21 protein-coding genes and 1 pseudogene are annotated in these 22,052 nt (G+C 55.1%); 21 read left to right on the top strand and 1 reads right to left on the bottom strand.

Annotated features, from left to right (window positions below; genetic code table 11):
• Positions 1 to 19 precede the first annotated feature (19 nt).
• From GFC01_RS14015 to GFC01_RS13925, 19 genes and pseudogenes are all read left to right on the top strand, one after another.
• Positions 20 to 1,693 carry a propanediol/glycerol family dehydratase large subunit gene (locus tag GFC01_RS14015; RefSeq protein ID WP_152947790.1) on the top strand — a complete coding sequence of 558 codons (1,674 nt, stop codon included), beginning with the start codon at positions 20 to 22 and terminating at the stop codon, positions 1,691 to 1,693.
• A 15-nt stretch (positions 1,694 to 1,708) separates the two neighbouring features.
• Positions 1,709 to 2,383 (top strand): propanediol/glycerol family dehydratase medium subunit, encoded by a 675-nt coding sequence (locus GFC01_RS14010; RefSeq protein ID WP_341473998.1) that lies wholly within the window; start codon positions 1,709 to 1,711, stop codon positions 2,381 to 2,383.
• Between the two features lie 14 nt (positions 2,384 to 2,397).
• Positions 2,398 to 2,928 carry a diol dehydratase small subunit gene (locus GFC01_RS14005; protein ID WP_152947789.1) on the top strand — a complete coding sequence of 177 codons (531 nt, stop codon included), beginning with the start codon at positions 2,398 to 2,400 and terminating at the stop codon, positions 2,926 to 2,928.
• A gap of 29 nt (positions 2,929 to 2,957) precedes the next feature.
• Positions 2,958 to 4,799, top strand: a complete 1,842-nt coding sequence (locus tag GFC01_RS14000) for a diol dehydratase reactivase subunit alpha (protein WP_152947788.1) — start codon at positions 2,958 to 2,960, stop codon at positions 4,797 to 4,799.
• Entirely contained in the window at positions 4,796 to 5,161 is a 366-nt protein-coding gene (locus tag GFC01_RS13995; RefSeq protein ID WP_152947787.1) for a glycerol dehydratase reactivase beta/small subunit family protein, read from the top strand. The genes GFC01_RS14000 and GFC01_RS13995 overlap by 4 nt, the downstream gene beginning before the upstream one ends.
• A 43-nt stretch (positions 5,162 to 5,204) precedes the next feature.
• Positions 5,205 to 5,462: pseudogene (locus tag GFC01_RS20020) on the top strand (BMC domain-containing protein); the annotation flags it as partial.
• A gap of 405 nt (positions 5,463 to 5,867) precedes the next feature.
• Positions 5,868 to 6,542 (top strand): phosphate propanoyltransferase, encoded by a 675-nt coding sequence (pduL, locus tag GFC01_RS13985; RefSeq protein WP_243137597.1) that lies wholly within the window; start codon positions 5,868 to 5,870, stop codon positions 6,540 to 6,542.
• Positions 6,535 to 7,365 (top strand): ethanolamine utilization protein EutJ, encoded by an 831-nt coding sequence (gene eutJ / locus GFC01_RS13980; RefSeq protein ID WP_152947786.1) that lies wholly within the window; start codon positions 6,535 to 6,537, stop codon positions 7,363 to 7,365. Before pduL ends, eutJ begins: the two co-directional genes overlap by 8 nt.
• 15 nt (positions 7,366 to 7,380) lie before the next feature.
• Entirely contained in the window at positions 7,381 to 8,262 is an 882-nt protein-coding gene (locus GFC01_RS13975; protein WP_152947785.1) for a hypothetical protein, read from the top strand.
• 5 nt (positions 8,263 to 8,267) lie between these two features.
• Complete coding sequence (locus GFC01_RS13970) at positions 8,268 to 8,597, top strand: EutN/CcmL family microcompartment protein (RefSeq protein ID WP_341473997.1); 330 nt, start codon at positions 8,268 to 8,270, stop codon at positions 8,595 to 8,597.
• A gap of 29 nt (positions 8,598 to 8,626) precedes the next feature.
• Positions 8,627 to 9,628, top strand: coding sequence for a cob(I)yrinic acid a,c-diamide adenosyltransferase (locus GFC01_RS20015; RefSeq protein ID WP_207707625.1), 1,002 nt, complete (start codon positions 8,627 to 8,629; stop codon positions 9,626 to 9,628).
• A 51-nt stretch (positions 9,629 to 9,679) separates the two neighbouring features.
• Positions 9,680 to 11,074, top strand: coding sequence for an aldehyde dehydrogenase family protein (locus GFC01_RS13960; RefSeq protein WP_152947784.1), 1,395 nt, complete (start codon positions 9,680 to 9,682; stop codon positions 11,072 to 11,074).
• A gap of 19 nt (positions 11,075 to 11,093) precedes the next feature.
• Positions 11,094 to 12,452 (top strand): 4Fe-4S dicluster domain-containing protein, encoded by a 1,359-nt coding sequence (locus tag GFC01_RS13955; protein WP_341473996.1) that lies wholly within the window; start codon positions 11,094 to 11,096, stop codon positions 12,450 to 12,452.
• Positions 12,449 to 12,997, top strand: coding sequence for a BMC domain-containing protein (locus GFC01_RS13950; protein ID WP_152947783.1), 549 nt, complete (start codon positions 12,449 to 12,451; stop codon positions 12,995 to 12,997). The genes GFC01_RS13955 and GFC01_RS13950 overlap by 4 nt, the downstream gene beginning before the upstream one ends.
• 45 nt (positions 12,998 to 13,042) lie before the next feature.
• Positions 13,043 to 14,164, top strand: coding sequence for a butyrate kinase (gene buk, locus GFC01_RS13945; RefSeq protein WP_341474000.1), 1,122 nt, complete (start codon positions 13,043 to 13,045; stop codon positions 14,162 to 14,164).
• Between the two features lie 48 nt (positions 14,165 to 14,212).
• On the top strand, positions 14,213 to 15,049 hold the full coding sequence (locus GFC01_RS13940) for an MIP/aquaporin family protein (RefSeq protein ID WP_152947781.1): 837 nt from the start codon (positions 14,213 to 14,215) through the stop codon (positions 15,047 to 15,049).
• Positions 15,050 to 15,199: 150 nt separating this feature from the next.
• Complete coding sequence (locus GFC01_RS13935; RefSeq protein ID WP_152947780.1) at positions 15,200 to 16,429, top strand: sensor histidine kinase; 1,230 nt, start codon at positions 15,200 to 15,202, stop codon at positions 16,427 to 16,429.
• A gap of 17 nt (positions 16,430 to 16,446) precedes the next feature.
• Complete coding sequence (locus GFC01_RS13930) at positions 16,447 to 18,060, top strand: response regulator transcription factor (RefSeq protein WP_152947779.1); 1,614 nt, start codon at positions 16,447 to 16,449, stop codon at positions 18,058 to 18,060.
• Positions 18,061 to 18,384: 324 nt separating this feature from the next.
• Positions 18,385 to 18,975: a polysaccharide deacetylase family protein gene (locus tag GFC01_RS13925; protein WP_341473999.1), complete on the top strand. Its 591-nt coding sequence runs from the start codon at positions 18,385 to 18,387 to the stop codon at positions 18,973 to 18,975.
• 231 nt (positions 18,976 to 19,206) lie between these two features.
• Here GFC01_RS13925 and ytvI read toward each other — a convergent pair whose 3' ends face one another.
• A complete protein-coding gene (ytvI, locus tag GFC01_RS13920) occupies positions 19,207 to 20,262 on the bottom strand; it encodes a sporulation integral membrane protein YtvI (RefSeq protein ID WP_152947777.1) in 1,056 nt (351 codons plus the stop codon).
• An 847-nt stretch (positions 20,263 to 21,109) separates the two neighbouring features.
• Here ytvI and GFC01_RS13915 point away from each other — a divergent pair.
• Entirely contained in the window at positions 21,110 to 21,397 is a 288-nt protein-coding gene (locus tag GFC01_RS13915) for a stage II sporulation protein M (protein ID WP_194174960.1), read from the top strand.
• Positions 21,398 to 21,463: 66 nt separating this feature from the next.
• Positions 21,464 to 21,727, top strand: coding sequence for a stage V sporulation protein S (locus GFC01_RS13910; RefSeq protein WP_152947775.1), 264 nt, complete (start codon positions 21,464 to 21,466; stop codon positions 21,725 to 21,727).
• The last annotated feature ends 325 nt before the right edge of the window (positions 21,728 to 22,052 follow it).

Below are 22,052 nucleotides of genomic sequence, written 5' to 3'. Positions count from 1 at the left end.
GCGTGGGGGGTGAGGATTAATGGCTAAACGTTCCAAACGTTTTACGGTGTTGGCAAACAGGCCGGTCAACCAGGATGGGTTTGTGGCGGAATGGCCGGAAGTGGGCTTGATAGCCATGAACAGCCCAATGGATCCAGAGCCCAGCCTGAAGGTTGAAAACGGCCGGATTGTGGAGATGGACGGCAAGCGTCGAGAGGACTTCGATATGATTGAGCAGTTTATTGCCGATTATTTTATCGATGTTGAGGTGGCTCCGGAAGTAATGGCGATGGATTCCAGGCAGCTCGCCAGAATGATCGTGGATATCAACCTGCCTCGCGAAGAAATCGCCCGGCTGGCTCAGGGCATGACTCCGGCCAAAATAGTTGAAGTACTGGGACACATGAACATCGTGGAAATCATGATGGGCATGATGAAAATGCGTGCCCGCAAGACGCCGGCCAATCAATGCCACGTGACCAATCTACGGGACAACCCGGTACAAATCGCTGCGGATGCGGCAGAGGCTGCCATAAGGGGCTTTGCCGAGCAGGAAACCACCGTGGGCGTGGTCCGCTATGCTCCATTCAACGCCCTGGCCCTGCTGGTTGGTTCCCAGACCGGGCGGGGCGGTGTGCTCACCCAGTGTGCTCTGGAGGAAGCCACCGAACTGCAGCTGGGGATGCGCGGTTTTACTTCTTATGCGGAAACTATTTCCGTGTACGGTACGGAGCAGGTGTTTGTGGACGGTGACGATACGCCGTGGTCCAAGGCTTTCCTGGCATCGGCTTACGCTTCCCGCGGTCTAAAGATGCGCTTTACTTCGGGTACCGGTTCGGAGGTGCAGATGGGCTACGCCGAGGGTAAGTCCATGCTTTACCTGGAAGCCCGCTGCGTAATGCTCACTAAGGGTGCAGGTGTGCAGGGCCTGCAAAACGGCTCCATCAGCTGCATCGGAGTGCCGGGGGCCGTGCCGTCAGGTATTCGCGCAGTGGCGGCTGAAAACCTGATTACCATGATGCTGGATCTGGAGGTGGCTTCGGGTAACGACCAGACCTTTTCCCATTCTGATATCAGGCGTACCGCCAGAACGCTGCCACAATTCGCGGCAGGTACTGACTTTATTTTCTCCGGGTACAGCGCAGTACCCAACTACGACAACATGTTTGCAGGGTCCAACTTTGATATTGAGGATATGGACGATTACCTGATCCTGCAGCGGGACCTGATGGTAGACGGGGGAGTGCGGCCGGTGAGCGAGGAAGAAGTCGTTGCCGTACGCAACCGGGCAGCCCGGGCACTGCAGGCGGTATTTAAAGAGCTGGGCCTGCCGGAAATCGCTGACGAAGAAGTTGAAGCTGCTACCTACGCGCATGGGTCCGAAGATATGCCGCCGCGCAAAGTGGCAGAAGATCTCAAGGCGGCTCAGGATATGATAGCTCGTGGCGTAACCGGATTGGATGTGGTTAAGGCCCTGGCCAAACATGGCTTTGCAGATATCGCTCAAAATATACTAAACATGCTCAAGCAAAGGGTATCCGGTGATTACCTGCATACCTCTGCAATCCTGGACCAGAATTTCCATGTGATCTCCGCGGTAAACGACCTCAACGATTACCGGGGTCCGGGAACCGGCTATCGTTTGAACCCGGAACGCTGGGAAGAAATCAAGAATATCGCCCAGGCATTGCGCCCTGCAGATATGGAAATCTAGAGGAGGTGAAAAGGTGTGGTGAACAGCGGGTTGATTGAGAAGATTGTGGAACAGGTAATACAGGAAATGTCGCGGTTGCAAAGCAGCGGGTATGCTGGCAATGTGGACAAGGTTTCCGCTGTTTCGACAGGAGCACAAATACAGGGGCTGGTGTTGGCTGAAAAAGGGGAAGCACGACCCGGCAGTGACCGCAGCGAGGTGGTAATCGGCCTTGCCCCCGCATTTGGTGATAAATTTACCAAAACCATAATTGGCCTGCCTCACTCGGATGTGTTGCGGGAAATTATGGCCGGTATTGAAGAAGAGGGCTGCCGCGCCCGGGTAATTAGGGTCAAAAGAACATCGGATGTGGCTTTTGTATCTCATGAGGCAGCCAAACTTTCAGGTTCCGGTATCGGTATTGGACTTCAATCCCGTGGGACAACAGTGATTCATCAGAAAGACCTTCCTCCTTTAAGCAACCTGGAACTTTTTCCGCAGTCACCTCTTCTGGATTTGGAAACATACAGGGCTATAGGGCGGAACGCAGCCCGTTATGCCAAGGGTGGGAACCCGGATCCGGTGCCGGTTCGCAATGATCAAATGGCCCGGCCCAAGTACCAGGCCAGGGCGGCAGTCATGCATATCAAAGAAACACAGTTAGTGGTGCCCGGAGCCAGTTCTTTAGAACTGGAGCCCCGGTTTTCTTGAGAGGAGGTGCCGGCATGGATGCCCGTTATTTAGAGCAACTGGTGCGTGAGGTTATCAAGCAGATGAGCATCGCTACGGACGAGGCTAACGCATTGGCAGGAGCCTGCACTAAAGATGAAAAAGTCGAGGACGAACTGCAGCCCATGAAGGATTACCCGCTGGCAGAAAAGCGTCCCGAATTAATCAGAACGGCCACAGGTAAAAAGCTGGAAGATTTAACCCTCGAAAACGTTCTTAACGGCAAAATTACCCCTCAGGACGTACGCATCACGCCGGACGCCCTGCTTATGCAGGCCCGGATTGCTGAAGCGTGCGGCCGTAAACAGCTTGCCCAGAATTTCCGCCGGGCGGCAGAGCTGACCGGGGTACCCGATGAGCGTATCCTGGAGATTTACAATGCCTTAAGGCCGTACAGATCAACAAAGGCGGAGCTTCTGGCCATTGCCGATGAGCTGGAGCAAAAGTACAATGCCAGGATCAATGCTGCCTTTGTGCGGGAAGCGGCCGACGTCTACGAACGTCGCGGGAGGCTGCGCACTGCCTGAAGAGGACAAAGGATAAGGAGCCGTAGGCAATGACGATCATTGCAGGGGTGGATATTGGGAACAACTCGACTGAGGTAGCCCTGGCTAAGATAGAGGCGGGCGGACGGGTCAGTTTTCTGGCCAGTTCGCTCGTTCCTACCACCGGCGTAAAGGGGACGGTGGAAAATGTCCCCGGGGTGAAGCGGGCGCTGGAAGAGGCTGTGGTCCGTGCCGGTTGCCGGTTGAATGACATCTCTCTTCTGCGTTTAAATGAGGCCACGCCTGTAATTGCCGATGTGGCCATGGAGGCCATTACCGAAACGGTAATTACGGAATCCACCATGATCGGGCATAACCCGGCCACTCCGGGCGGCACCGGCCTGGGAGTAGGCAGGACGGTTGTCGTTGACCGGTTACCGTCCTGTACTCCGGGTGACCATGTGGTAGCCGTGGTTCCGGCAGGCATTACCTACGATATTGCCGCCAGCCTGATCAATCAGGCACTGGATAAAGATGTAGATGTTCAGGGGGCTATTGTCCAGCGGGATGACGGGGTGCTCATTTATAACCGGGTTAAAAAGCCCATCCCGGTGGTGGACGAAGTGCAATTTCTGGAGCGGGTGCCCCTATCCATGCATGCAGCGGTGGAGGTGGCCCCGCCCGGCGGTGTAATTCAAACATTATCAAATCCTTATGGTATCGCTACAGTTTTCAATCTAACTCCCGAAGAAACCCGAAATGTAGTGCCTGTGGCCCGGGCACTCATGGGTAATCGCTCTGCAGTGGTGATTAAAACCCCTGCTGGAGACGTAAGGGAACGTCGCATTCCGGCCGGACGGTTGATCCTGGAAGGGGAAAGGGGCCGGGCTGATGTGGATCTGGAGGAAGGGGCCGAACAAATCATGGCCGCTTTAGACCGCGTGGGGCCGCTGGTGGATGCCAGTGGCACTCCGGGTACCAACGTAGGTGGGATGCTGGAAAAAGTCCGGCAGGTTATGGCCAATTTGAGCGGCCAGTCCAGGGATCAGGTCCGAATCAGGGACATTCTTGCTGTGGATACGCTGGTGCCCCAGAGGGTGGTTGGCGGCCTGGCCGGGGAGTTTTCCAACGAAAACGCAGTGGCCCTGGCAGCAATGGTAAGAACCAGCCGGTTCCCCATGGAAGAGATTGCCCGCAAGCTGGAAGCGGAGCTGGACCTCCGCGTCGAGATTGGCGGGGTGGAAGCCCAAATGGCCATTATGGGTGCAATGACCACGCCCGGGGTTGACCGGCCTGTGGCCATTCTGGACCTGGGTGGTGGTTCCACTGACGCAGCCTTTATTAATCAGGAAGGTAGATTAAGTTTTGTTCACCTGGCTGGAGCCGGTGAGCTGGTAACCATGCTTATCGCTTCGGAATTGGGGCTGGAAGATCGCCTTCTGGCCGAAGAGATCAAACGCTACCCGCTGGCGAAAGTGGAAAGCCTGTTCCACATTCGTATGGAAGATGGAACGGTGGTTTTCTATGACCGGGCCCTGGATCCCGGCGTTTTCGGCCGGGTTACGGTGGTTAAAGAGGGGGGCGAACTGGTTCCCGTTACGATAAATGGATCTGTCGAAAAAATTCGCGCGGTGCGCCGAGCGGCAAAAAAGAAGGTATTTGTCACCAACGCTTTCAGGGCTTTAAGCCACGTAGCACCAGGAAAAAACATCCGGCTTATTGATTTTGTGGTTCTCGTGGGTGGATCTGCCCTGGACTTTGAAGTGCCGCACTTCATATCCGATGCGCTGGCCCATTACGGTGTGGTTACGGGTCGGGCCAATATCCGGGGGACGGAAGGGCCGCGCAATGCGGTGGCCACAGGCCTGGTTCTGTCCGCAGTTAATGGTCAGGCGGGGGGTGCACGCCGATGAGTTCAGTTTACAACCGGTGGACTGGCGAACGCCCGAGGGTGGTATTAATGCGTCCCTTACGAAACGTTTCCGAGGTTATGGTGCGGGAGGTTTTGTTGGGGCTGGAAGAAGAAGGGGTGCCGGTAGTGGTGCAGGAAGGAAACGGGGATGCTGAAGAGTTGGGCCACCAGGCAGCCCGCCTTTCGCCGCTTGAAGTAGGTATTGGGCTTGACGGCCAGGGTAAAGCCGTGATTCACCACTGCAAGCTCCGCCGGCACCAGCCTGTGTTTACTGCCCATCTCAATTTAAGGCCGGAAGCAGCACGGGTAGTGGGCACAAATGCGGCACGGCTGGTAAAAGTGCTGCCCTTCAAACCCTTATAAGCAATTGTTTTTTATAGGAGGAGGTGACCGGGAATTGGCCACCATGGCTTTGGGACTTATTGAAACTGTGGGATTGGTAGCAGCGGTGGAAGCTGCCGATGCTATGGTCAAAGCTGCTAATGTGGAGATGGTCGGCTACGAGCTGACACGGGGCGGCGGAATGGTAGTGGTTAAAATTCGTGGAGACGTGGGGGCAGTAAAGGCTGCTGTCAGCGCGGGAGTATCCGCTGCTTCGCGGGTGGGTAAGGTAATATCTTCACATGTTATTCCTCGTCCCCATCTAGAAGTGGAACATCTTATCATCGGCCCCGAAACCAGAGGCGGTGGTCGCTTCAAGGCAAAGCTGACCGCCAAAGACGAGTCGCCCGTGACTGCCGCTACAGTTTCCGTGACAGGGGAAGAAGCAGGAGACGAAAAAGCGGAAGTGGAGTCTGCTACAGAAGATTTGGAGCCTGAGGAAAAAAAAACACACAACTCCGGTTCTGGAAACAGAGAAACCCGAAGCGGACGCGAGCGGCGTCGCAGGCACTGAAACATGTAACCTTTGCGGTGATCCGATTTGCTCCCTACACAAAGGGGAACTACACTCCTTCTGCCTGCATTATGGTACCGGAAAATGCTGACATAAAACTGGTGAAGGGTCACCGGTGCTCCCGGAATAGGGGAAAATACAGGTAGGTGAAGCGGCTTGGAGATGAAACAGTCAATGACTGCATTGCCGCAGGAAATTTCCGAGGACATCATGCGTGCCGTGGTGCGTGCGGTAGTGGCGCAGGTCCAATGGCGGCAGCAGGCGGCGGAACACGAAATCCTGCGGGTGCCGGTGGGAATATCAGCCCGTCATGTTCATCTATCGCCTGAGCATGTTGAGGCAGTTTTCGGCCCTGGATATAGCCTGACTCCCATCAGGGAGCTGCAGCCCGGTCAGTATGCGGCCAGGGAATGTGTAACAGTGGTTGGGCCGCGTGGTGTACTCCAGAACATGCGCGTCCTTGGTCCACCGAGGGGACAAACACAGGTTGAAATCTCCCGTACCGATTCGTATGTTCTGGGCATCGATCCTCCAGTTCGGGATTCGGGTGATCTGGCGGGGACTCCCGGGGCAGTTCTGGTTGGTCCCAGGCAGGCCATCAACCTGGAGGAGGGTGTAATACTGGCCTGGCGCCATATTCACATGCCTGCCGATGTGGCCGAACGCTGGGGGCTTAAAGACAGGGATCTGGTGCGGGTACGGGCGGAAGGATTGCGGAGGGTAATTTTCGACCGGGTTTTAATCCGTGTGTCACCCGCGTACCGCCTCGAAATCCACATCGATACTGATGAGGCCAATGCAGCCGGTCTTAATAACGGGGATTACGTGCAGGTGATCATTGATGTCTGAGGAACAGCTGGTCCGGGCGAATGAGCTAATCAGTTCTTTTAAGTCCCGTATGGGTGAACCGCTTAAAACCTGGCAGGGGCGCCTGCGTGTAGGTGTCGACCTCGGTACGGCCAATGTTGTGGTGGCGGTGGTTGACGAGACAGGCAGACCCGTTGCCGGGGCAATGAAACCGGCACAGGTGGTGCGGGATGGTCTGGTGGTGGATTATGTGGGGGCCGTGGATATAGTGCGGCGCCTGGTGAACAACCTGCGCGCAGTGTTGGGAGCGGAATTAACCATAGCATCCACTGCCGTACCTCCGGGAACCGGAAACAGGGATTCCAGAGCTACCAGGCACGTGGTTGAAAGTGCGGAACTTCAGGTGCTGAGTGTGGTCGATGAACCTACTGCTGCATCCGCGGTGCTGGGGGTGCGGGATGGGGCGGTGGTGGACGTAGGTGGAGGGACGACGGGCATTTCCATCCTTAATGAAGGGAAGGTAGTATACACTGCCGATGAGCCCACAGGCGGTACTCACTTTACCCTGGTGATCAGCGGTCATTATGGCCTGTCTTTTAACGAGGCAGAGGCCATGAAGCTGGATCCCGGCAGGCAGCCGGATCTGCTGCCACTGGTCCGCCCGGTGATGGAGAAGGTGGCGGCTATCGTGCGGCGCCATCTCCGGGGATGGGATGTCTCCAACGTCTACCTGGTTGGCGGTGCGTTTTCTTTTCATGGTTTTGTTGACGTAATGCGGCGTCAACTGGATGTCCCCGTGCTATGTCCGCCGGAACCCCTGCTGGTGACCCCGCTGGGAATTGCCCTTTACTGTCCGGCCGGCTAAAGGAGGCGAGATTAAATGCCCAATGATGAGCTGGTGAGTCGAATAGTGGAAGAGGTATTACGCCGCCTGAACAGGCCACCAGTTTCTGTACCACCTCTTCCCGGGCACCGCAGGATAATGGTGGTAGTTACGGGCGGAACTATCGGGGCACGGGCTGCCCTGGAAGGATTGGCGCACCTGAAGAAGAAGCGAGGGGTGGGACTGGAATACTTCATCCTTTTTTCCCGGTCGGCGACGGCCATTCATTCACCTGAAAAGTGGGGACAGGAACTGCAGGCTGTTGAGGTTCTGGTTGAGGGAGAAAACAGTCGTGGCAGGAACACAGAGGTCCTTAAGCTTTGTGATCTGGTGGTTGTACCCATACTTACCCGGACCACAGCAGCCCGCCTGGCTTCGCTGCTGCTGGACTCGGCAGCGGCAGAGGTGCTGGTGGATGCCCTGATGCGCGGGTTGCCGGTAGTAGCAGCCAGGGATGCGGCAGACCCAACCGGTGAGGGTTTTGCCCGTTTGGGAATGAATCGTGGTCATCCGGCACTGGTACAGGCTATGAAAGATAATCTAGAAAAAATTGCGGGTTACGGGGTTACCCTGGTATCAGCCGGGGAACTGGGTTGTGTTCTGGAAGAAAGGATTCAAAGGCTGGCTGGGCACGAAACTACTCCTCAGCCGTTACTGGAGGAGAAGAACGTGCCTGAAAGCCTCTACCAGTTGCCTGAAGTTTTATCCAGGGTGCCGGCAGTGGAGCAGCGTTCCGACCGGCGCATGGTGATCACCCGCATGGAGCTGGGTGCACTCGTGAACAATAACGGTGTGGTCAGAATTCCCAGGGGAACACTGGTTACACCACTGGCCTGGGATATAATCCGGGATGCCGGCTGGCGGGTTGAAGAGATATGAACCTGATGAATTTCAGGGTAACCGGTTTTAAAGAGAGGCAGGCGAAAAAAAGGATGATTTTGGGACGGGTGATTGGTACAGTTGTTTCCACGCGGAAGGACGAGCGATTGACCGGCTTCAAGCTCCTGGTAGTTGAACCCATGCAACCGGGGAAAAAGGCGGAATCAGGGGAATTTGTTGCTGTGGACACCGTTGGAGCTGGTGTAGGGGAAATAGTCCTGGCAGTTATGGGGTCACCTGCCTCAAGAACAATGACGGACGCGGACGGTCCGGTACCGGTGGATGCGGCCATTGTGGGTATTGTAGATACTGTGGAGCTAGCCGGCAGCCGGTGAGGAAACGGTAAAAAGTGGGTGGTCGGATAGTGGAAAAAAATCGTGCGCCAAGGGTTTATACCCGTACCGGTGACCGGGGAGAAACATTTCTTCTGGGTGGAACCCGGATAGGCAAGGACAGCCTCAGGGTCGGCGCTTATGGTACAGTGGATGAAGCAGGGGCGGCACTGGCTTTGGGACGTTCGCTGGCTCGCTGTACATGGGTTCAGGAGGTGGCCGCCAGGGTACAAAAAGAGCTGTTTGTGGTGGGTGCCGAGCTGGCCCGTCCGGAACCGCCTGCAGGGGGAACCCGAGTGGAGGATGCGATGGTCGGCCGTTTGGAAAAGGACATAGACGGGGGACTTGAGCGAATTCCCCCGTGGCGCGGGTTCGTGGTTTCCGGGCATATCCCCGCCGAAGCGGCCTTTGACCTGGCCCGAACCATCACCCGCCGGGCAGAACGCCTGGTGGTACGGCTCTCCAGACTGGAAGTTGTGCGGGGAGAGGTAATCAGGTATTTAAATCGCCTTTCCGACCTGCTGTATGTCCTGGCGAGGGTGGAGGCATATGAGCATCTCGTACAGGTGGTCATGGCCGGAGTACTGGAAAAAATTAAGGAGGGTGGTACTGTGAAGGAAGCGATTACTCTGGAAATAGCCAGACAGATCGCAGCTGTGGCAGAAGAGAAAGCCCGCCAGATTGGGGTGCCCATGGTGATCGTGGTGGCCGATGGAGCAGGCAACCCCGTACTGCTGGAACGCATGCACGGGGCACTGCTGGCCAGCCTGGATATTGCTGCAGGTAAAGCCTTTACGGCGGTGGCCTTGAAGATGGAAACGGAAAAGCTTTCTGTGCTGGCTGCTCCCGGCGGGCCGCTGTACGGCATCAATACCACCAACGGGGGTAAAATTGTTCCATTCGGCGGGGGCATTCCCCTTTATCAAGAAAACAGGATTGTAGGGGCCATCGGCATCAGCGGCGGAAGCGTTGAGGAAGACATAGAAGTGGCCCGGGCGGGAGCGGAGAAATGGAATCAGCTGCTGTGCCGGTAAAGCTTGCGGGTTTCGGCCCCCTGAAGAAGACATCACAGGGAGGTTTAAAGTATGCAGGTAGCACAGGCTGAGATATACGCCATTGTAGAAAAAATTGTGGCCAGGTTAAACCAGCAGGAAGAAGGTGTGCACGGCGCCTTCTCCAGTTTGGATGATGCGGTGGAGGTTGCCAGGCGGGCGCAGGAAAAACTGGCTCTGATGGACCTCACCCGGCGGGAAGAGCTGGTGCGGGCCATGCGGGAGGCGGCGCTGGCCAATGTCCGTCTGCTGGCTGAAATGGCCGTCCAGGAGACCGGAAGGGGACGCGTAGAGGACAAAATTATGAAGAATACCCTGGCGGCACAGAAAACACCTGGCACCGAAGATTTAAAGGCCACCGCTTATACCGGTGATTACGGTTTGACCCTTGTCGAAATGGCTCCAGTAGGCGTAATTGGTGCCATTACCCCGGTAACCAACCCGGCGGCCACAATCATCAATAACAGTATTGGGATGATTGCTGCCGGTAATGCGGTGGTTTTCTCCCCTCACCCTTCAGCCGGGAAGACTTCACTGAAGACCATCGAAATTCTTCATGAGGCCATCATCCGTGCCGGCGGTCCTTCCGGCCTGGTTGTGGGCCTTAGCGACCCATCCGTGGAAAAGGCCGGGCAGTTGATGCACCATCCGGGAATCAACATGCTTGTGGTGACCGGCGGTTCTGGCGTCGTCAGGGCAGCCCTGGGTTCCGGTAAAAAGGCCATCGGGGCCGGTGCCGGTAACCCGCCGGTGCTGGTAGACCACACGGCCGACATAGACAGGGCCGCCCGGGATATTGTTATGGGGGCCAGTTTTGATAATAACATGCCCTGCATCTGCGAAAAAGCTCTGATTGTAGTTGATGAAGTGGCTGACAACCTGATCCGCCAGATGCAGCGAGAAGGAGCCTGTTTGGTACGGGGGAGCGAAGCAGATGCGTTGCTCGAACTGACTTTCCAGGAGGACGGAGACGGCCATGCAGTGCTCAACCGGGACCTGGTCGGCAAAGATGCTTCTTTTATTTTGAAGCGGATCGGTGTGGATACGGGTCGTGATACCCGCCTGGTGATCATGGAAGCGGACCGGGACCATCCATTTGTAACCCATGAGCAGATGATGCCCGTCCTGCCGGTTGTCCGGGTACGTGATGTGGAAGAGGGGATTCAACTGGCCGTGCGGGTGGAGGGTAACAACCGGCATACAGCCATTATGCACTCCAAACATATCGACTACATGACAGAATTTGCCCGGGCGGTTAAGACCACCATTTTTGTAAAAAATGCACCTTCTTATGCCGGTATCGGCGCCGGTGGCGAGGGCTACTGTACTTTTACCATTGCCGGCCCTACGGGGGAAGGCCTGACTTCGGCCAGAAGCTTTACCCGTCAACGCCGCTGCGTGCTGGTGGACGGCTTCCGGATTATTTAAATAATAGGTGGGTTGACCAGTGATTGGGCTAATCAGAGAGGAAACAATAAGCCTGTTGCGGCAGTTCGGGGTTGTAGGGGCGGGGGGTGCCGGGTTCCCCACTTATGTAAAGGCTTCAAGCCAGGCCGAGTGGGTGATTGCCAACGCCGCTGAGTGTGAGCCGCTGTTACGGGGTAACCAGGAGTTGCTCCGACGGGCTGCACAGGAAGTGGTTGGCGGGCTGAAAACCATGATGCTTGCTACCGGTGCCGCCAGGGCCACCATAGGAATTAAAGCCAAGTATAAGGCTGCCGTAGCCGCCCTTCAGGAAGCGCTGGCTGAAGATCCTGAACCGGTAGTAGTGGATCTGCACTTTTTGGGGGACTTCTATCCTGCCGGCGACGAGCATGTGCTGGTTCATGAGGTTACCGGGCGGATTATCCCCCCCGGCGGTATCCCCATCCAGGTTGGAGTGGTGGTCAATAATGTGGAAACCCTGTTTAACGTAAATCAGGCCGTAAAAGGCCGCCCGGTAATCGAAAAAGTAGTTACCGTTACCGGAGCGGTGCACAGGCCGCTGACCCTGCGGGTGCCGCTTGGGACGTCCGTTAATGACCTGCTGCCCCTGGCCGGCGGGCCGGAGGTGGAAAATTTTGCAATTATTGAAGGCGGGCCGATGATGGGCCGCCTGGTGGATTCCGGTGCTGTGGTTACCAGGACTACCGGCGGGTTCATCATCCTGCCGGCTGACCATCCCCTGATCACAAGCAGACGGGTGGATATAACCCTGGACTTGAGGCGGGCGCGGGGGATGTGCTGCCACTGCAGTTACTGTACGGAACTCTGCTCCCGTTACCTCCTGGGGCACGGCCTGCGGCCGGACCGCAATATGGTCGGCCTGGCCTATTCAACCGGTGAACTGGTCGCCCGGGGTGCTCCCTGGCTGTGTTCGGAATGCGGCCTGTGTGAAGCTTTTGCCTGCCCCATGGGGCTCAGTCCCAGGAGGGTGAACGCCTGGTTGAAACAGAAAATGGCCCGCCGCGGGTTTAAACCGCCCGGAGGTGAATTGCATGGTGTGCATTCCCACCGGTCGTACCGCCTGGTACCTGTGGCACGCCTGGTAGCCCGGCTGGGATTGATCCGGTACGATCGACCGGCGCCATTTCTGGACGAGCGCGTGCAGCCCCGTCAGGTGCGGTTGTTGTTAAAGCAGCACGTGGGTGTGCCGGCGGTGCCTTTGGTCGGCCCGGGGGAACGCGTGGCGGCCGGCCAGGTGGTGGCGGAAGTACCGGAAGATGCACTGGGTGTGCCGATTCACGCCAGCGTCAGCGGTCGTGTAACTCAGATATCCGCGGATGCAGTGGTAATCGAGGCAGAAAGAGTGGGTGATGGAGATTGACAAAGGCTTTAGGCGTGGTGGAATGGCAGGGCATTGCCCGGGGCATAGCAGCTGTTGATGCACTGCTCAAATCTTCACCGGTAGAGCTGGTAATGGCCACTCCCGTTTGTCCGGGAAAGTTTGTGACCATGGTCTGCGGGGAAGTGAGTGCAGTGCGCAATGCCGTGCGTACGGCAGAGGAGTTTGATGCCGGGAATGTGGTGGATTCGCTTGTGCTGGGCACGGTGCATCCGTCGGTTATTCCGGCCCTGACCGGCACGGCGGCCGATCCTGCTGGACGAGGGTCGCTCGGTATTATCGAAACCTTCGCCTGTGCGGCTGCTGTCAGAGCAGGAGATGCCGCTGCCAAAGGCGGTCAGGTTCAATTGCTGGAGATCCGTCTGGCCCGCGGCCTGGGCGGTAAATCCTTAGTATTCCTCCAGGGTGAGGTAGCCGCAGTGCAGGCGGCGGTAAGACGGGCTACGGCGTCTGTAGAAGATGGTCTGATCGTCGGCGTAGAGGTAATTTCCAGCCCCCATAAGGCGCTGTGGGAAAAAATATTTTGATCTTGCAGCAACAGGGGAGGAAGAATTTTTATGGGGGATTTAAAGATAAATGAAAGGCTTATTGTAATCAATCCTGGTTCCACCTCAACCAAAGTTGCTTTTTTTACAGGCGACGAAAAACAATGGGTGGAAAATATCGCCCACCCGGCGGACGAACTGGCGGTTTTTCCCAGGGTGGTAGACCAGCTTGACTACAGGCTCGACGCCCTACGCCGGGAGTTGCACAACAAAAATTTCGATATGAGCGGGGTCACCGCCATTGCGGCCCGGGGCGGATTGCTCAAGCCGGTTTCCGGCGGTGTATATGCAGTTGATGAAGTCATGCTTGAAGACCTGTCTGAAGAACGTTTCGGACAGCATGCTTCCAATCTGGGTGCCCTGCTGGCCCATAAACTTGGTTCCCCATACGGCATCCCTTCTTATATCGTTGATCCTATCTGTGTGGACGAGCTGGAACCGGTGGCCCGGATTTCCGGTTTGCCCCAGATCCGGCGGCGGAGCGTGTTTCACGCGTTGAACCAGAAGCGCCAAGCCAGGTGGGCGGCGCAAGAGCTGGGTAAAAAATACGAAGAAGCAAATCTGATCGTGGCTCATCTGGGTGGCGGGATCACCATCGGCGCACACCGCCGGGGACGAGTGGTGGATGTAAACAACGGAGTGGACGGGGAAGGGCCGTTTACACCCGAGCGCAGCGGCTCCCTTCCGGCGGCAGATGTGGTGCGCCTGGCTTTTAGTGGCCGGTACACCTGGGAAGAACTGCTCCGCCTGATCAACGGGCGGGGAGGATTTGTCGCTTACCTGGGGACCAATAGCGCCAGGGAGGTGGAAGAGCGGGCCGCTGCCGGAGATGAGGAGGCTGACCTTATTTTTACCGCGTTGTGTTACCAGGTTGCCAGGGAAATTGGGGCCTGTGCGGCGGTGCTTGCGGGCCGGGTGGATGCCGTCGTGCTTACCGGAGGGCTGGCCTACAGCCGACGCGTGGTGGAAGAAATAAGGACGCGAGTCGGGTTTATTGCCCCGGTGCTTGTTTTCCCCGGCGAGGACGAGATGGCAGCCCTGGCCGAGGGTGTGTTGAGGGTCCTGCGGGGGGAAGAAGCGCTGCGTTCTTATCAGTACGAGGGGGTGGGATGGGCGAACATGGAAGAAAAAGTGTCAGGCGACAATTAAGTATGTGGGAGACCGGCAAAGGAAAAATAAATAAGGAGGCAGGTTGAAATGAAAGATTCGCTGTCCCGGCAAATGCTTGCCGAAATGATGGGTGTGGCCTTTTTTATCTTCTTTGGTGATGCAGTAGTAGCCGCCCTCATCCTGGTGGGTGCGGTTAAGGATTTCGTCGGCGTGACCCTGGCCTGGGGTCTTGCCATCGCTGTCGCCGTATATATGACGGTCCCGATCAGCGGTGCCCACCTGAATCCTGCAGTAACCGTTGCTTTTGCTGCCATGGGCAAGTTTCCCTGGCGCAAAGTTGTTCCCTATTGCCTTGCTCAAACGGCGGGAGGGTTTATCGGTGCCGCCCTGGTTTACGCCCTTTACTGGCCGGCGTTCAGGGCTTTTGAAGCCGCCCAGCATATAATTAGAGGAACGGACCCCAGTATTTTAACTTCGAAAGTATTTTGTACATTCCGCAGCGATTTCGTGCCGGACAATTTGCATGCTTTTATTGTAGAGGTTGTCTTAACTGCATTATTGATGTTTGTAATTATGTTATTAACCGATCCACTAAACGAAAGTCTTCCTTTGGCTAATTTATGGCCTTTTATGCTGGGTCTGTATATAGTGGTAATTGGTCTTTCCGCCGGTTGTATCACCGGCTACGCAATGAATCCGGCCCGCGATTTTGGTCCCCGTCTTTTTGCCGCAATGGCTGGATGGGGACGGGTGGTACTGCCGGGTATTGATGGCTACTTCTGGGTGCCCATTTTGGGTCCCATTGCTGGTGCTGTAATCGGGGGATTTTTGTACAACCTTACCATTGGAAAGGCGCTTGGTAACCTTCACACTGCTATTTCGGCGAGTAAACCCGCGGAGAGTGCCGGGGAAAAAGTTGCTTGAAATCATAAAAGATCTTTGCAATGAGCCTTCGGCGATGTAATCTAGCGCTGAAGGCTTTTGCCATATAGCAGCAGCTTTTTCCGTTGACTGTTGAAAAATAAATGTTGATAATAAAAGCAATAAGGAACAGTGGAAAGAAGGGTTCCAGGGATGGTAGAATCCATTTATGGCCTGCCGGTGCACGGATATTTGAGGGAAATAATCGAAGTATCGATAATGCAGGAATTGGTTGATAAATTTGCCAGGGCCACCAGCGTGGCCGCCATTGTTGTGGATGTGGACGGGTCACCCGTCACCATTCCCAGTAATTTCAGTGAGTTCTGCCAAATGGTGCGCTCCTCGCCGGTGGGTGAGAAAGGGTGTTACGAATCGGACCGGCGTGGTGGTGAGGCGGCGGCCAGGTGGAACAGCCTGAGCCTTTACCAGTGCCACTGTACACTGATCGACATGGCTGCCCCCTTGATTGTAGACGGTGTGTATTGGGGGGCTGTTCTCTGCGGGCAGGTATTGCTGGAGCCACCATCTCAGGAACAGCTGCAGCAAATCAGAAGCTTAGCCCACCGGTTCGGTTTGGATGAAGAAAAACTGTGCAACGCCCTGAAGAAAATAGAGGTGGTCACGGAGAAAAAGATCCGGGCAGCGGGGGAACTTTTGCAGATCGTGGCCAACTATATAGTGGAAATGAGCGTCTCCCGCATTACCAGCCAGCGCCTCACCCAGCAGCTTAAGGAGAAGGCCGATATGGAGCGGGTGATGCACCAGCTGGAATTGCGCGCCTTGCAGTCCCAGGTCAACCCCCATTTTCTGTTCAACACGCTCAATGCCGCCTGCCGGCTGGCGATGATTGAGGGGGCCTCCCAGACCGAAGAGTTGATCCATGCGCTGTCCCGGCTGCTCCGGCACACGCTGCGCAAGATTGATCAAATAGTTCCCCTACGGGAAGAGTTGGATTATATTTCTAACTATCTGTTCATTCAGAAAACCCGGTATGGAGATCACATTGATGTACAGATTCAAGCCCAGCCTGAGGCACTGGACGCCGTGATTCCGATCATGACTCTGCAGCCGCTGGTGGAAAACGCCATCGTGCACGGGCTGGAACCCAAGGAAGATGGAGGAACTATTTTCATTACCGTCCAATGTTACGGAGAGAAGGTTTGCATTGAAGTTCGCGATACCGGGCTTGGAATGGAACCGGGGGTCGTATGCCATGTTCTGGAAGGCAACAGGTCCGGGCAGGGACATACCACCGGCCTTGGGTTGAGCAACGTATATCAGAGATTGCGGCACTGCTTCGGTGAAGATTGTGGCTTGGAAATCTTCGGTTCACCGGGAGAAGGTACTACAGTGAAAGTGTTGATTCCGGCCCGGCATAAATAATCCGGCAGGTGGTGTTTATGGACAATACAAATAAAATGCGGCTTTTAATTGCTGAGGACGAATACCTGGAAAGGCAGGCTATTCGCCTTATTTTGGAACGGGCCGGGGAACCCTTCGAAGTGGTGGGCGAAGCGCGGAACGGCCGACAAGCCGTGTACCTGGCTAAGGATCTGCAGCCGGATATCGTTTTGCTGGATATTAAAATGCCGGGGATGGATGGTTTATCCGCCGCACGGGATATAAGAAATATTTTACCCTCCAGCGCCATCATTTTCCTCACCGCTTATAACGAATTTGATTACGCCCAGGAGGCCCTGCGCATTGGGGTAGTAGATTACCTGCTCAAGCCCATACGCGCTCAGGAATTGGTGGAGGTATTGAAAAATACGCGGCTGCAACTTTTGCGGGAGCGGGAAGAGCAGGAGGAACGAAAAAAGATTCAGGAACAACTGGCCGAGGCCCTTCCATGGTTACGGGTCAACCTGGGTCTGAGCCTTATCTGGGGTTTATGGGAAGAACGGTCTGCAGTAGAACGGCAGGCCCGGCTGGCGAAGCTGGATGTGCTACCCCGGGTTGCTTTCGGCGTGTGTATGGAAAACCGGCTTGAGGATAATCCTGCTGTCCTGACCAGGTTCGAGTTGCTCCGCTATCAATTGCAGGGACTGGTGGAAGAAGCTTTAAGCCGTCATCCCTGCGGGATATGTCTACCGATCAGCGATCGCATGTTGATCGGTCTCTGGGGAAGCCGGGAACCGGAGCAGGAACAGTGTTTATGCTGTCTGGCGAATGATATCATTGAAACCGCAGCCGACAAGCTTTCCCTTGGAGTTACTGTTGGGCTGGCCCGTTTCTGTGAAGATATCAGCCAGTTGCCCCGTGCGGCCTGGGAAGCTCAAGCCGCGGCCCATCTGGGCATGTTCTATCTAGGCCCCGAGCGGGTGGTACACGTGGACGAGTTGGAGCATAAGGTTGACAGGGATGGAGGAGTATATACGGCCCGTGAAAAAGAATTGTTAGAAGTTTTGCGCAGCGGCGACGTGGAAAAAATCCGCCAAGTGTTTCGAGAATTTCTGATTTCTGTTTTCGATAACCCCAGTGCCGACCTTTACCTGATTAAAGCTAGGCTAATGGGTGTACTGGTGGCATATTCACGCAGTATGGGGCACATGGGGGATCAGGATGAAGAAATGATTCAGGTGTACAATAAATTCGCCCGGCAGCTTTCCCTATGCCATTCAGTTGAAGAAATGGAAAGCTGGCTGATGGAACTGGTGTTAGCAGGAAATAGTTATTCCGGTGATCAGGGCGGCAAACCGGTGACCGAGGCAATTAAAAGAGCCCTGGCTTATATCCATGAAAATTATCAGCGTGAGCTTTCCCTCACCGATTTGTTGCGAGTAATTTTCCTGAGTCCGGGTTATTTCAGTCGAGCTTTCAAAGAACAGGTGGGATGCACTTTTTCAGATTACGTGCTGCGCCTGCGCATTGAAAAAGCTAAAAAATTGCTGGTCGAGACGGATTTGCCCGTGGGAGAAGTGGCTCGGCAGGTGGGGTACCCTGATCCCAACTATTTCAGCCGGGTTTTCAGCCGTGCCATAGGCATGTCCCCCAGTCGCTACCGGCAGATGTAAATATTTAGTAGAATACGCTATCCCTCCAACACATCTTGTCCCGAAAAACAAAATTTTTTCACACCCCCTGAATGTATTTGAGATTCGGGTGCGCTTTTTAAAAAAACTGACCATGCTGCAGGCCTATCGCCTAGTTGGGGCGGCTTTTACCCGGGACCCGGTGAGGATCCGTACGGCCCTGGCAGAATTAAGATACCATTTAAGACGTAACTATGTCGCTTACCAGTCTCACCGGAAAAAGAAGCTCTTGGAATCTGGGTAATTGTCAAGGTTCAAAGAAGGAATTTACGCTGTAGTACTACCCGGAATTGAAAAGCCGGGGGGATACCTACTACCTCCTTTATGATTACTGCCTGGGCAGGCAGGAAAGTAGGCGGCCTCGAATACCTCACCTGGCCGGAGATGCGGGAAATGCAGGAAAATGGAATCAGTTTTTTCGTTCATACGGACCACAGCCATTATAGCGCGCCTACCACCCCGGAGGGTAACCCCAAACCGGTCCTGGCCAACCGGATCTGGCTCCGCAGGGAAAATCGCCTGGAAACGGAAGAAGAGTACCGGCAAAGGGTTGTCAGCGACCTGGCCGCCGCCCGAGACTTATTGGAGAAGAAACTGCACCGGCCGGTGGAGCAAATTGCCTGGCCATACGGGGTTTATAACGAAAGGCTGGTCGAAATAGCCCAGTCGCTCGGTTACCGGTTTTGCTACACCACCCAGCCTGGCATGGTAACGGCAAAAACCGGTCCCTTCGCCATTCCACGCCTGGACGTCGGGAACCCCCGACGTTACTGCGCAAGATCTGCTCTGGAGGGTTCAATATACCGCTTTCAAAGAAAAACTGTTTACCAGGCCCGGGCTGCGCTATTGGGACAATTTCTACCACCGGCTCAAGAGGATGCGGCTGTCCGTATTTGACCCGAATGTTCCATCCCATTACGCCGGTGCGGGTACCCACCAATCACATGCGTCAACGGAATGAGTGATTTTTCCCCCACCTGCTTGTGGGGCAAGATGGGCCAACTGTAATCCCCGGTCTCGTTAACAATACCGTTTCTTGCGCTTGTGGAACAGGGTATTGCCGCCGCGTTCCACTGACGTTACGCAACATTCCTGGTGGTACTAAAAAAATCATTCCCGCGCATCAGATCAACGTTTTTTTTCCGAATCCGCCGGGATCCTTTCTTCCGTTATGATCGCCTTGTAGGTCACCCCCAGGACCAGACCGAGGAAGACTCCTTTCAAGCCCATAACATCGTATCCGACGTAAACGATCACTAAAATGGCCAGAGGGCTCAAGCCAACTTCATCCCCCAGCACTTTCGGCTCCAGAGTATGCCGAACTAAAGCCGCGACAACCATTAAACCGAGCAACTCGGCGGCCATCAGGCTGTTTCCCGAAACAGCGGCCCAGATCGCCCACGGGACCAGGACAAGGCCGGTCCCCACCAACGGCAGAATACTGCATGGCGCAGCCAGGAGCGCAACGGCCAAAGCGTAGGGTGCGCCTGCAATCAGAAGGCCGGCGAGAAGAACCAGGGCAACGGCCCCGGTCAAAATTAGTTGTGCCCTGAGAAATCCGATTAGGGCTACGAAAACACTACGAGCCAAATTTCCAACCAGTTCCCGCCAGGATTCCGGTAAGGCCAGGCGAATCCGCTGGCGGTAAACAGGTAAGCCGGCGCTTAAAAAGTATGAGGCGAGAAAGGCAAAGAGGAGCATGATTATTTTACCTGGAAGGCCGATGGCAAATCCGATCAGTTTACGGCTGAAAACCAGCATTTCCGAAGAAAGGGCCTGCCCGGCCCGGGCCATTTCCCTTTGCCACCATTCAAAAAGAAAAGGGGGAAATTTCAACGTGAAAAGCTGCAGGTGATTGGTTAAAAAACCAATTTGCCTTTGCAATTCTTGAGTGGAAGACATTAACTTTTCAGCCAACCGGAGGATCTCGCTGGCCACCAGAGCGGGGATTGTTAAAGCTAACCCGGCCAGAACCATTACCACGACGATTAAGACGAAAAGAGAGGCGAGTTTCCGGGGAAGCTTCAAATGGCGCTCCAATAGCACCACCAGGGGCTCAATACAGAGGGAGAAAATGCCCCCTAGAATAAAAGGGAGGAAATGGCTGCCTAAAAAGTATGTAAAGAAGATGAGCACGATGGCCAGCACAAGAAAAACGAACAAGCGTTGGCGACGGTTAAACATTTCCCTAGTCTCCAGCCAGCTGTTTCGCTACGGCGGCAAGGCCGGTTCTATCCACGATTTTTGAAATAATTATATCATTATCCTGGCGAAAAATAAAAAGCTTTTCGTCCGGGCAATAAAGTCAGGATAAAGAAAATTCTAGCAGCAGGTCAACTTTAAGTAACCTTAAGTTAGGAATTCGAAACCCGCAGATGGTGGCACCCATTTATTACATAACCAGACCGGCTGGTTCCTGCGGACTTATTTTATCTCCCATCAGGACGTAGTTAGAAGCAGTCACCAACCGGTTCCGGGCCAGTTTTCGTGGGTAATGTCTGTTAATTTTCCTTTGAGGGCGCCTGGAATCCCTTGGTTACGAAGTTATTCCGAAAGGCGGGTAATTGATAAGGAACAACAATTATTCTTAACAGGCTACTTTTTAAGTTGTTGTCTTTTTATGCCTTTTGTTGACCTCAGCTCCGTTTCATATTAAAGAAAATGGGGTTGTACAGATTGGCTCAAGGCTGACCTGCGAATGCCTTACGTGAATGGTGTCGGATAGCCGTATGCGGGAAAACCGCACGTACGGTTAGATGAGGGGCTATCTGGCACACTTTCAGATTCCTGGTATAAGATGGCGCACCCGCTTGAGGGGGATACTCGCTCGAAAGGGGAGAAACTGCTTGGCCTCACAAGGTCTGTACTGCTCTTGTTCTTATGCTTGAAACTGGTTTGTGCCAGGGCCTACTCTACTTAAGAAGTCTGCTGAAAAGTCTCCTCTCCGAAGAATCGGAGGCCGCCAGAGGGAATCCGGCGGCCTTCATTTTCGACCCTGTACATAACCGCAGGTTCCCCTCCAGTGTTGAGGGTGCTATTCCTAGCAGAACTGCTTTTCATCAAGACGGCGCCCTCCATCCGGCTGGTCCCCGCCCTGGTGCTGGCGGTAAACGGGGCCGTCCTGTCCGGCGCGTGCTACGTCTTCTGGAAATCGGGTGCGTCCCCGGCGTTGCTCGCCGCCGGGCTTGTGCCCCATGGTGTACCGAAATTTTCGGCGCTGTTCCTGGCGTGTGGCGCCGGGATGTACGGGGCCGCTTTCGAGCGGAAGGCCGCGGTGTTCCGGCGGACAGTGGTTCCTTACTCGCGGTGGCGACGGTGATAGAAATATGGGCCACGCCGGAAATGATGCGTTTCGTGGGATAGTAAATTGCGGGAGGAATGATGTTTGGAACTGCTCAGGGTATCTTCCAGAACAGACGCCAGAAAACTCTGCAGGGCTGTGTATAGAGTGCTGAGAAAGAACAGCGGGCAGGCCGCGCTCCAGGCCATTGGTGCCGGGGCGGTTAACCAGGCCGTCAAGGGGGTAGCCGTGGCACGCGGCTTGGCGGCCCCGGAGGGCGCCGACCTCAAGGCAGTGCCGGGGCTAATGAAGGTAGAAATGAACTGGATTGAAAAGATGGCGGTGCAATTGCACGTGTTCTGGCGGTAGTGCTTGGCGGGTCGGGTGTCCCCTTTGGGGGACCCGGTTTTTTATTTTTGGGGCTTTTTTCTTTGTTCAATCTTCCGGGGGAAAGATGTTGCTTTCCGAGCAAGATAGGTTCCTGCTGGGCCTGATGAAAAAGCGAACGATTAAGCAGAAAAATCCCGGTTTAACCGGGTTGTCAATCATCATTTTAATTTAGCCCACCCACGGCCCATTTTCGCAGATTGAACAATCTGCAACAGTTTCTGATACCAGAATAATCAGCAACTGCTTTGCATATTGTTTTGGTATTTCAGGTCAGTCAGTCCGTCCACCAGAATGTGGCAATCAG

Origin of the sequence: Desulfofundulus thermobenzoicus, from assembly GCF_009428905.1 — a bacterium.
In the GTDB taxonomy this organism is placed as follows: Bacteria; Bacillota; Desulfotomaculia; order Desulfotomaculales; family Desulfovirgulaceae; genus Desulfofundulus_A; species Desulfofundulus_A thermobenzoicus.
The sequence above is the reverse complement of the archived record's forward strand: the minus strand, read 5'-3'. Positions and strand labels throughout refer to the sequence as shown.

Excerpts from the sequence above, each read along its gene's own strand:
- GFC01_RS14015 (WP_152947790.1), top strand. The coding sequence starts at position 20 with ATGGCTAAACGTTCCAAACGTTTTACGGTGTTGGCAAACAGGCCGGTC.
- GFC01_RS14005 (WP_152947789.1), top strand. The coding sequence starts at position 2,398 with ATGGATGCCCGTTATTTAGAGCAACTGGTGCGTGAGGTTATCAAGCAG.
- GFC01_RS14000 (WP_152947788.1), top strand. The coding sequence starts at position 2,958 with ATGACGATCATTGCAGGGGTGGATATTGGGAACAACTCGACTGAGGTA.
- GFC01_RS13995 (WP_152947787.1), top strand. The coding sequence starts at position 4,796 with ATGAGTTCAGTTTACAACCGGTGGACTGGCGAACGCCCGAGGGTGGTA.
- pduL (WP_243137597.1), top strand. The coding sequence starts at position 5,868 with ATGACTGCATTGCCGCAGGAAATTTCCGAGGACATCATGCGTGCCGTG.
- eutJ (WP_152947786.1), top strand. The coding sequence starts at position 6,535 with ATGTCTGAGGAACAGCTGGTCCGGGCGAATGAGCTAATCAGTTCTTTT.
- GFC01_RS13975 (WP_152947785.1), top strand. The coding sequence starts at position 7,381 with ATGCCCAATGATGAGCTGGTGAGTCGAATAGTGGAAGAGGTATTACGC.
- GFC01_RS13970 (WP_341473997.1), top strand. The coding sequence starts at position 8,268 with ATGAATTTCAGGGTAACCGGTTTTAAAGAGAGGCAGGCGAAAAAAAGG.
- GFC01_RS13960 (WP_152947784.1), top strand. The coding sequence starts at position 9,680 with ATGCAGGTAGCACAGGCTGAGATATACGCCATTGTAGAAAAAATTGTG.
- GFC01_RS13940 (WP_152947781.1), top strand. The coding sequence starts at position 14,213 with ATGAAAGATTCGCTGTCCCGGCAAATGCTTGCCGAAATGATGGGTGTG.
- GFC01_RS13935 (WP_152947780.1), top strand. The coding sequence starts at position 15,200 with ATGGTAGAATCCATTTATGGCCTGCCGGTGCACGGATATTTGAGGGAA.
- GFC01_RS13930 (WP_152947779.1), top strand. The coding sequence starts at position 16,447 with ATGGACAATACAAATAAAATGCGGCTTTTAATTGCTGAGGACGAATAC.
- ytvI (WP_152947777.1), bottom strand. The coding sequence starts at position 20,262 with ATGTTTAACCGTCGCCAACGCTTGTTCGTTTTTCTTGTGCTGGCCATC.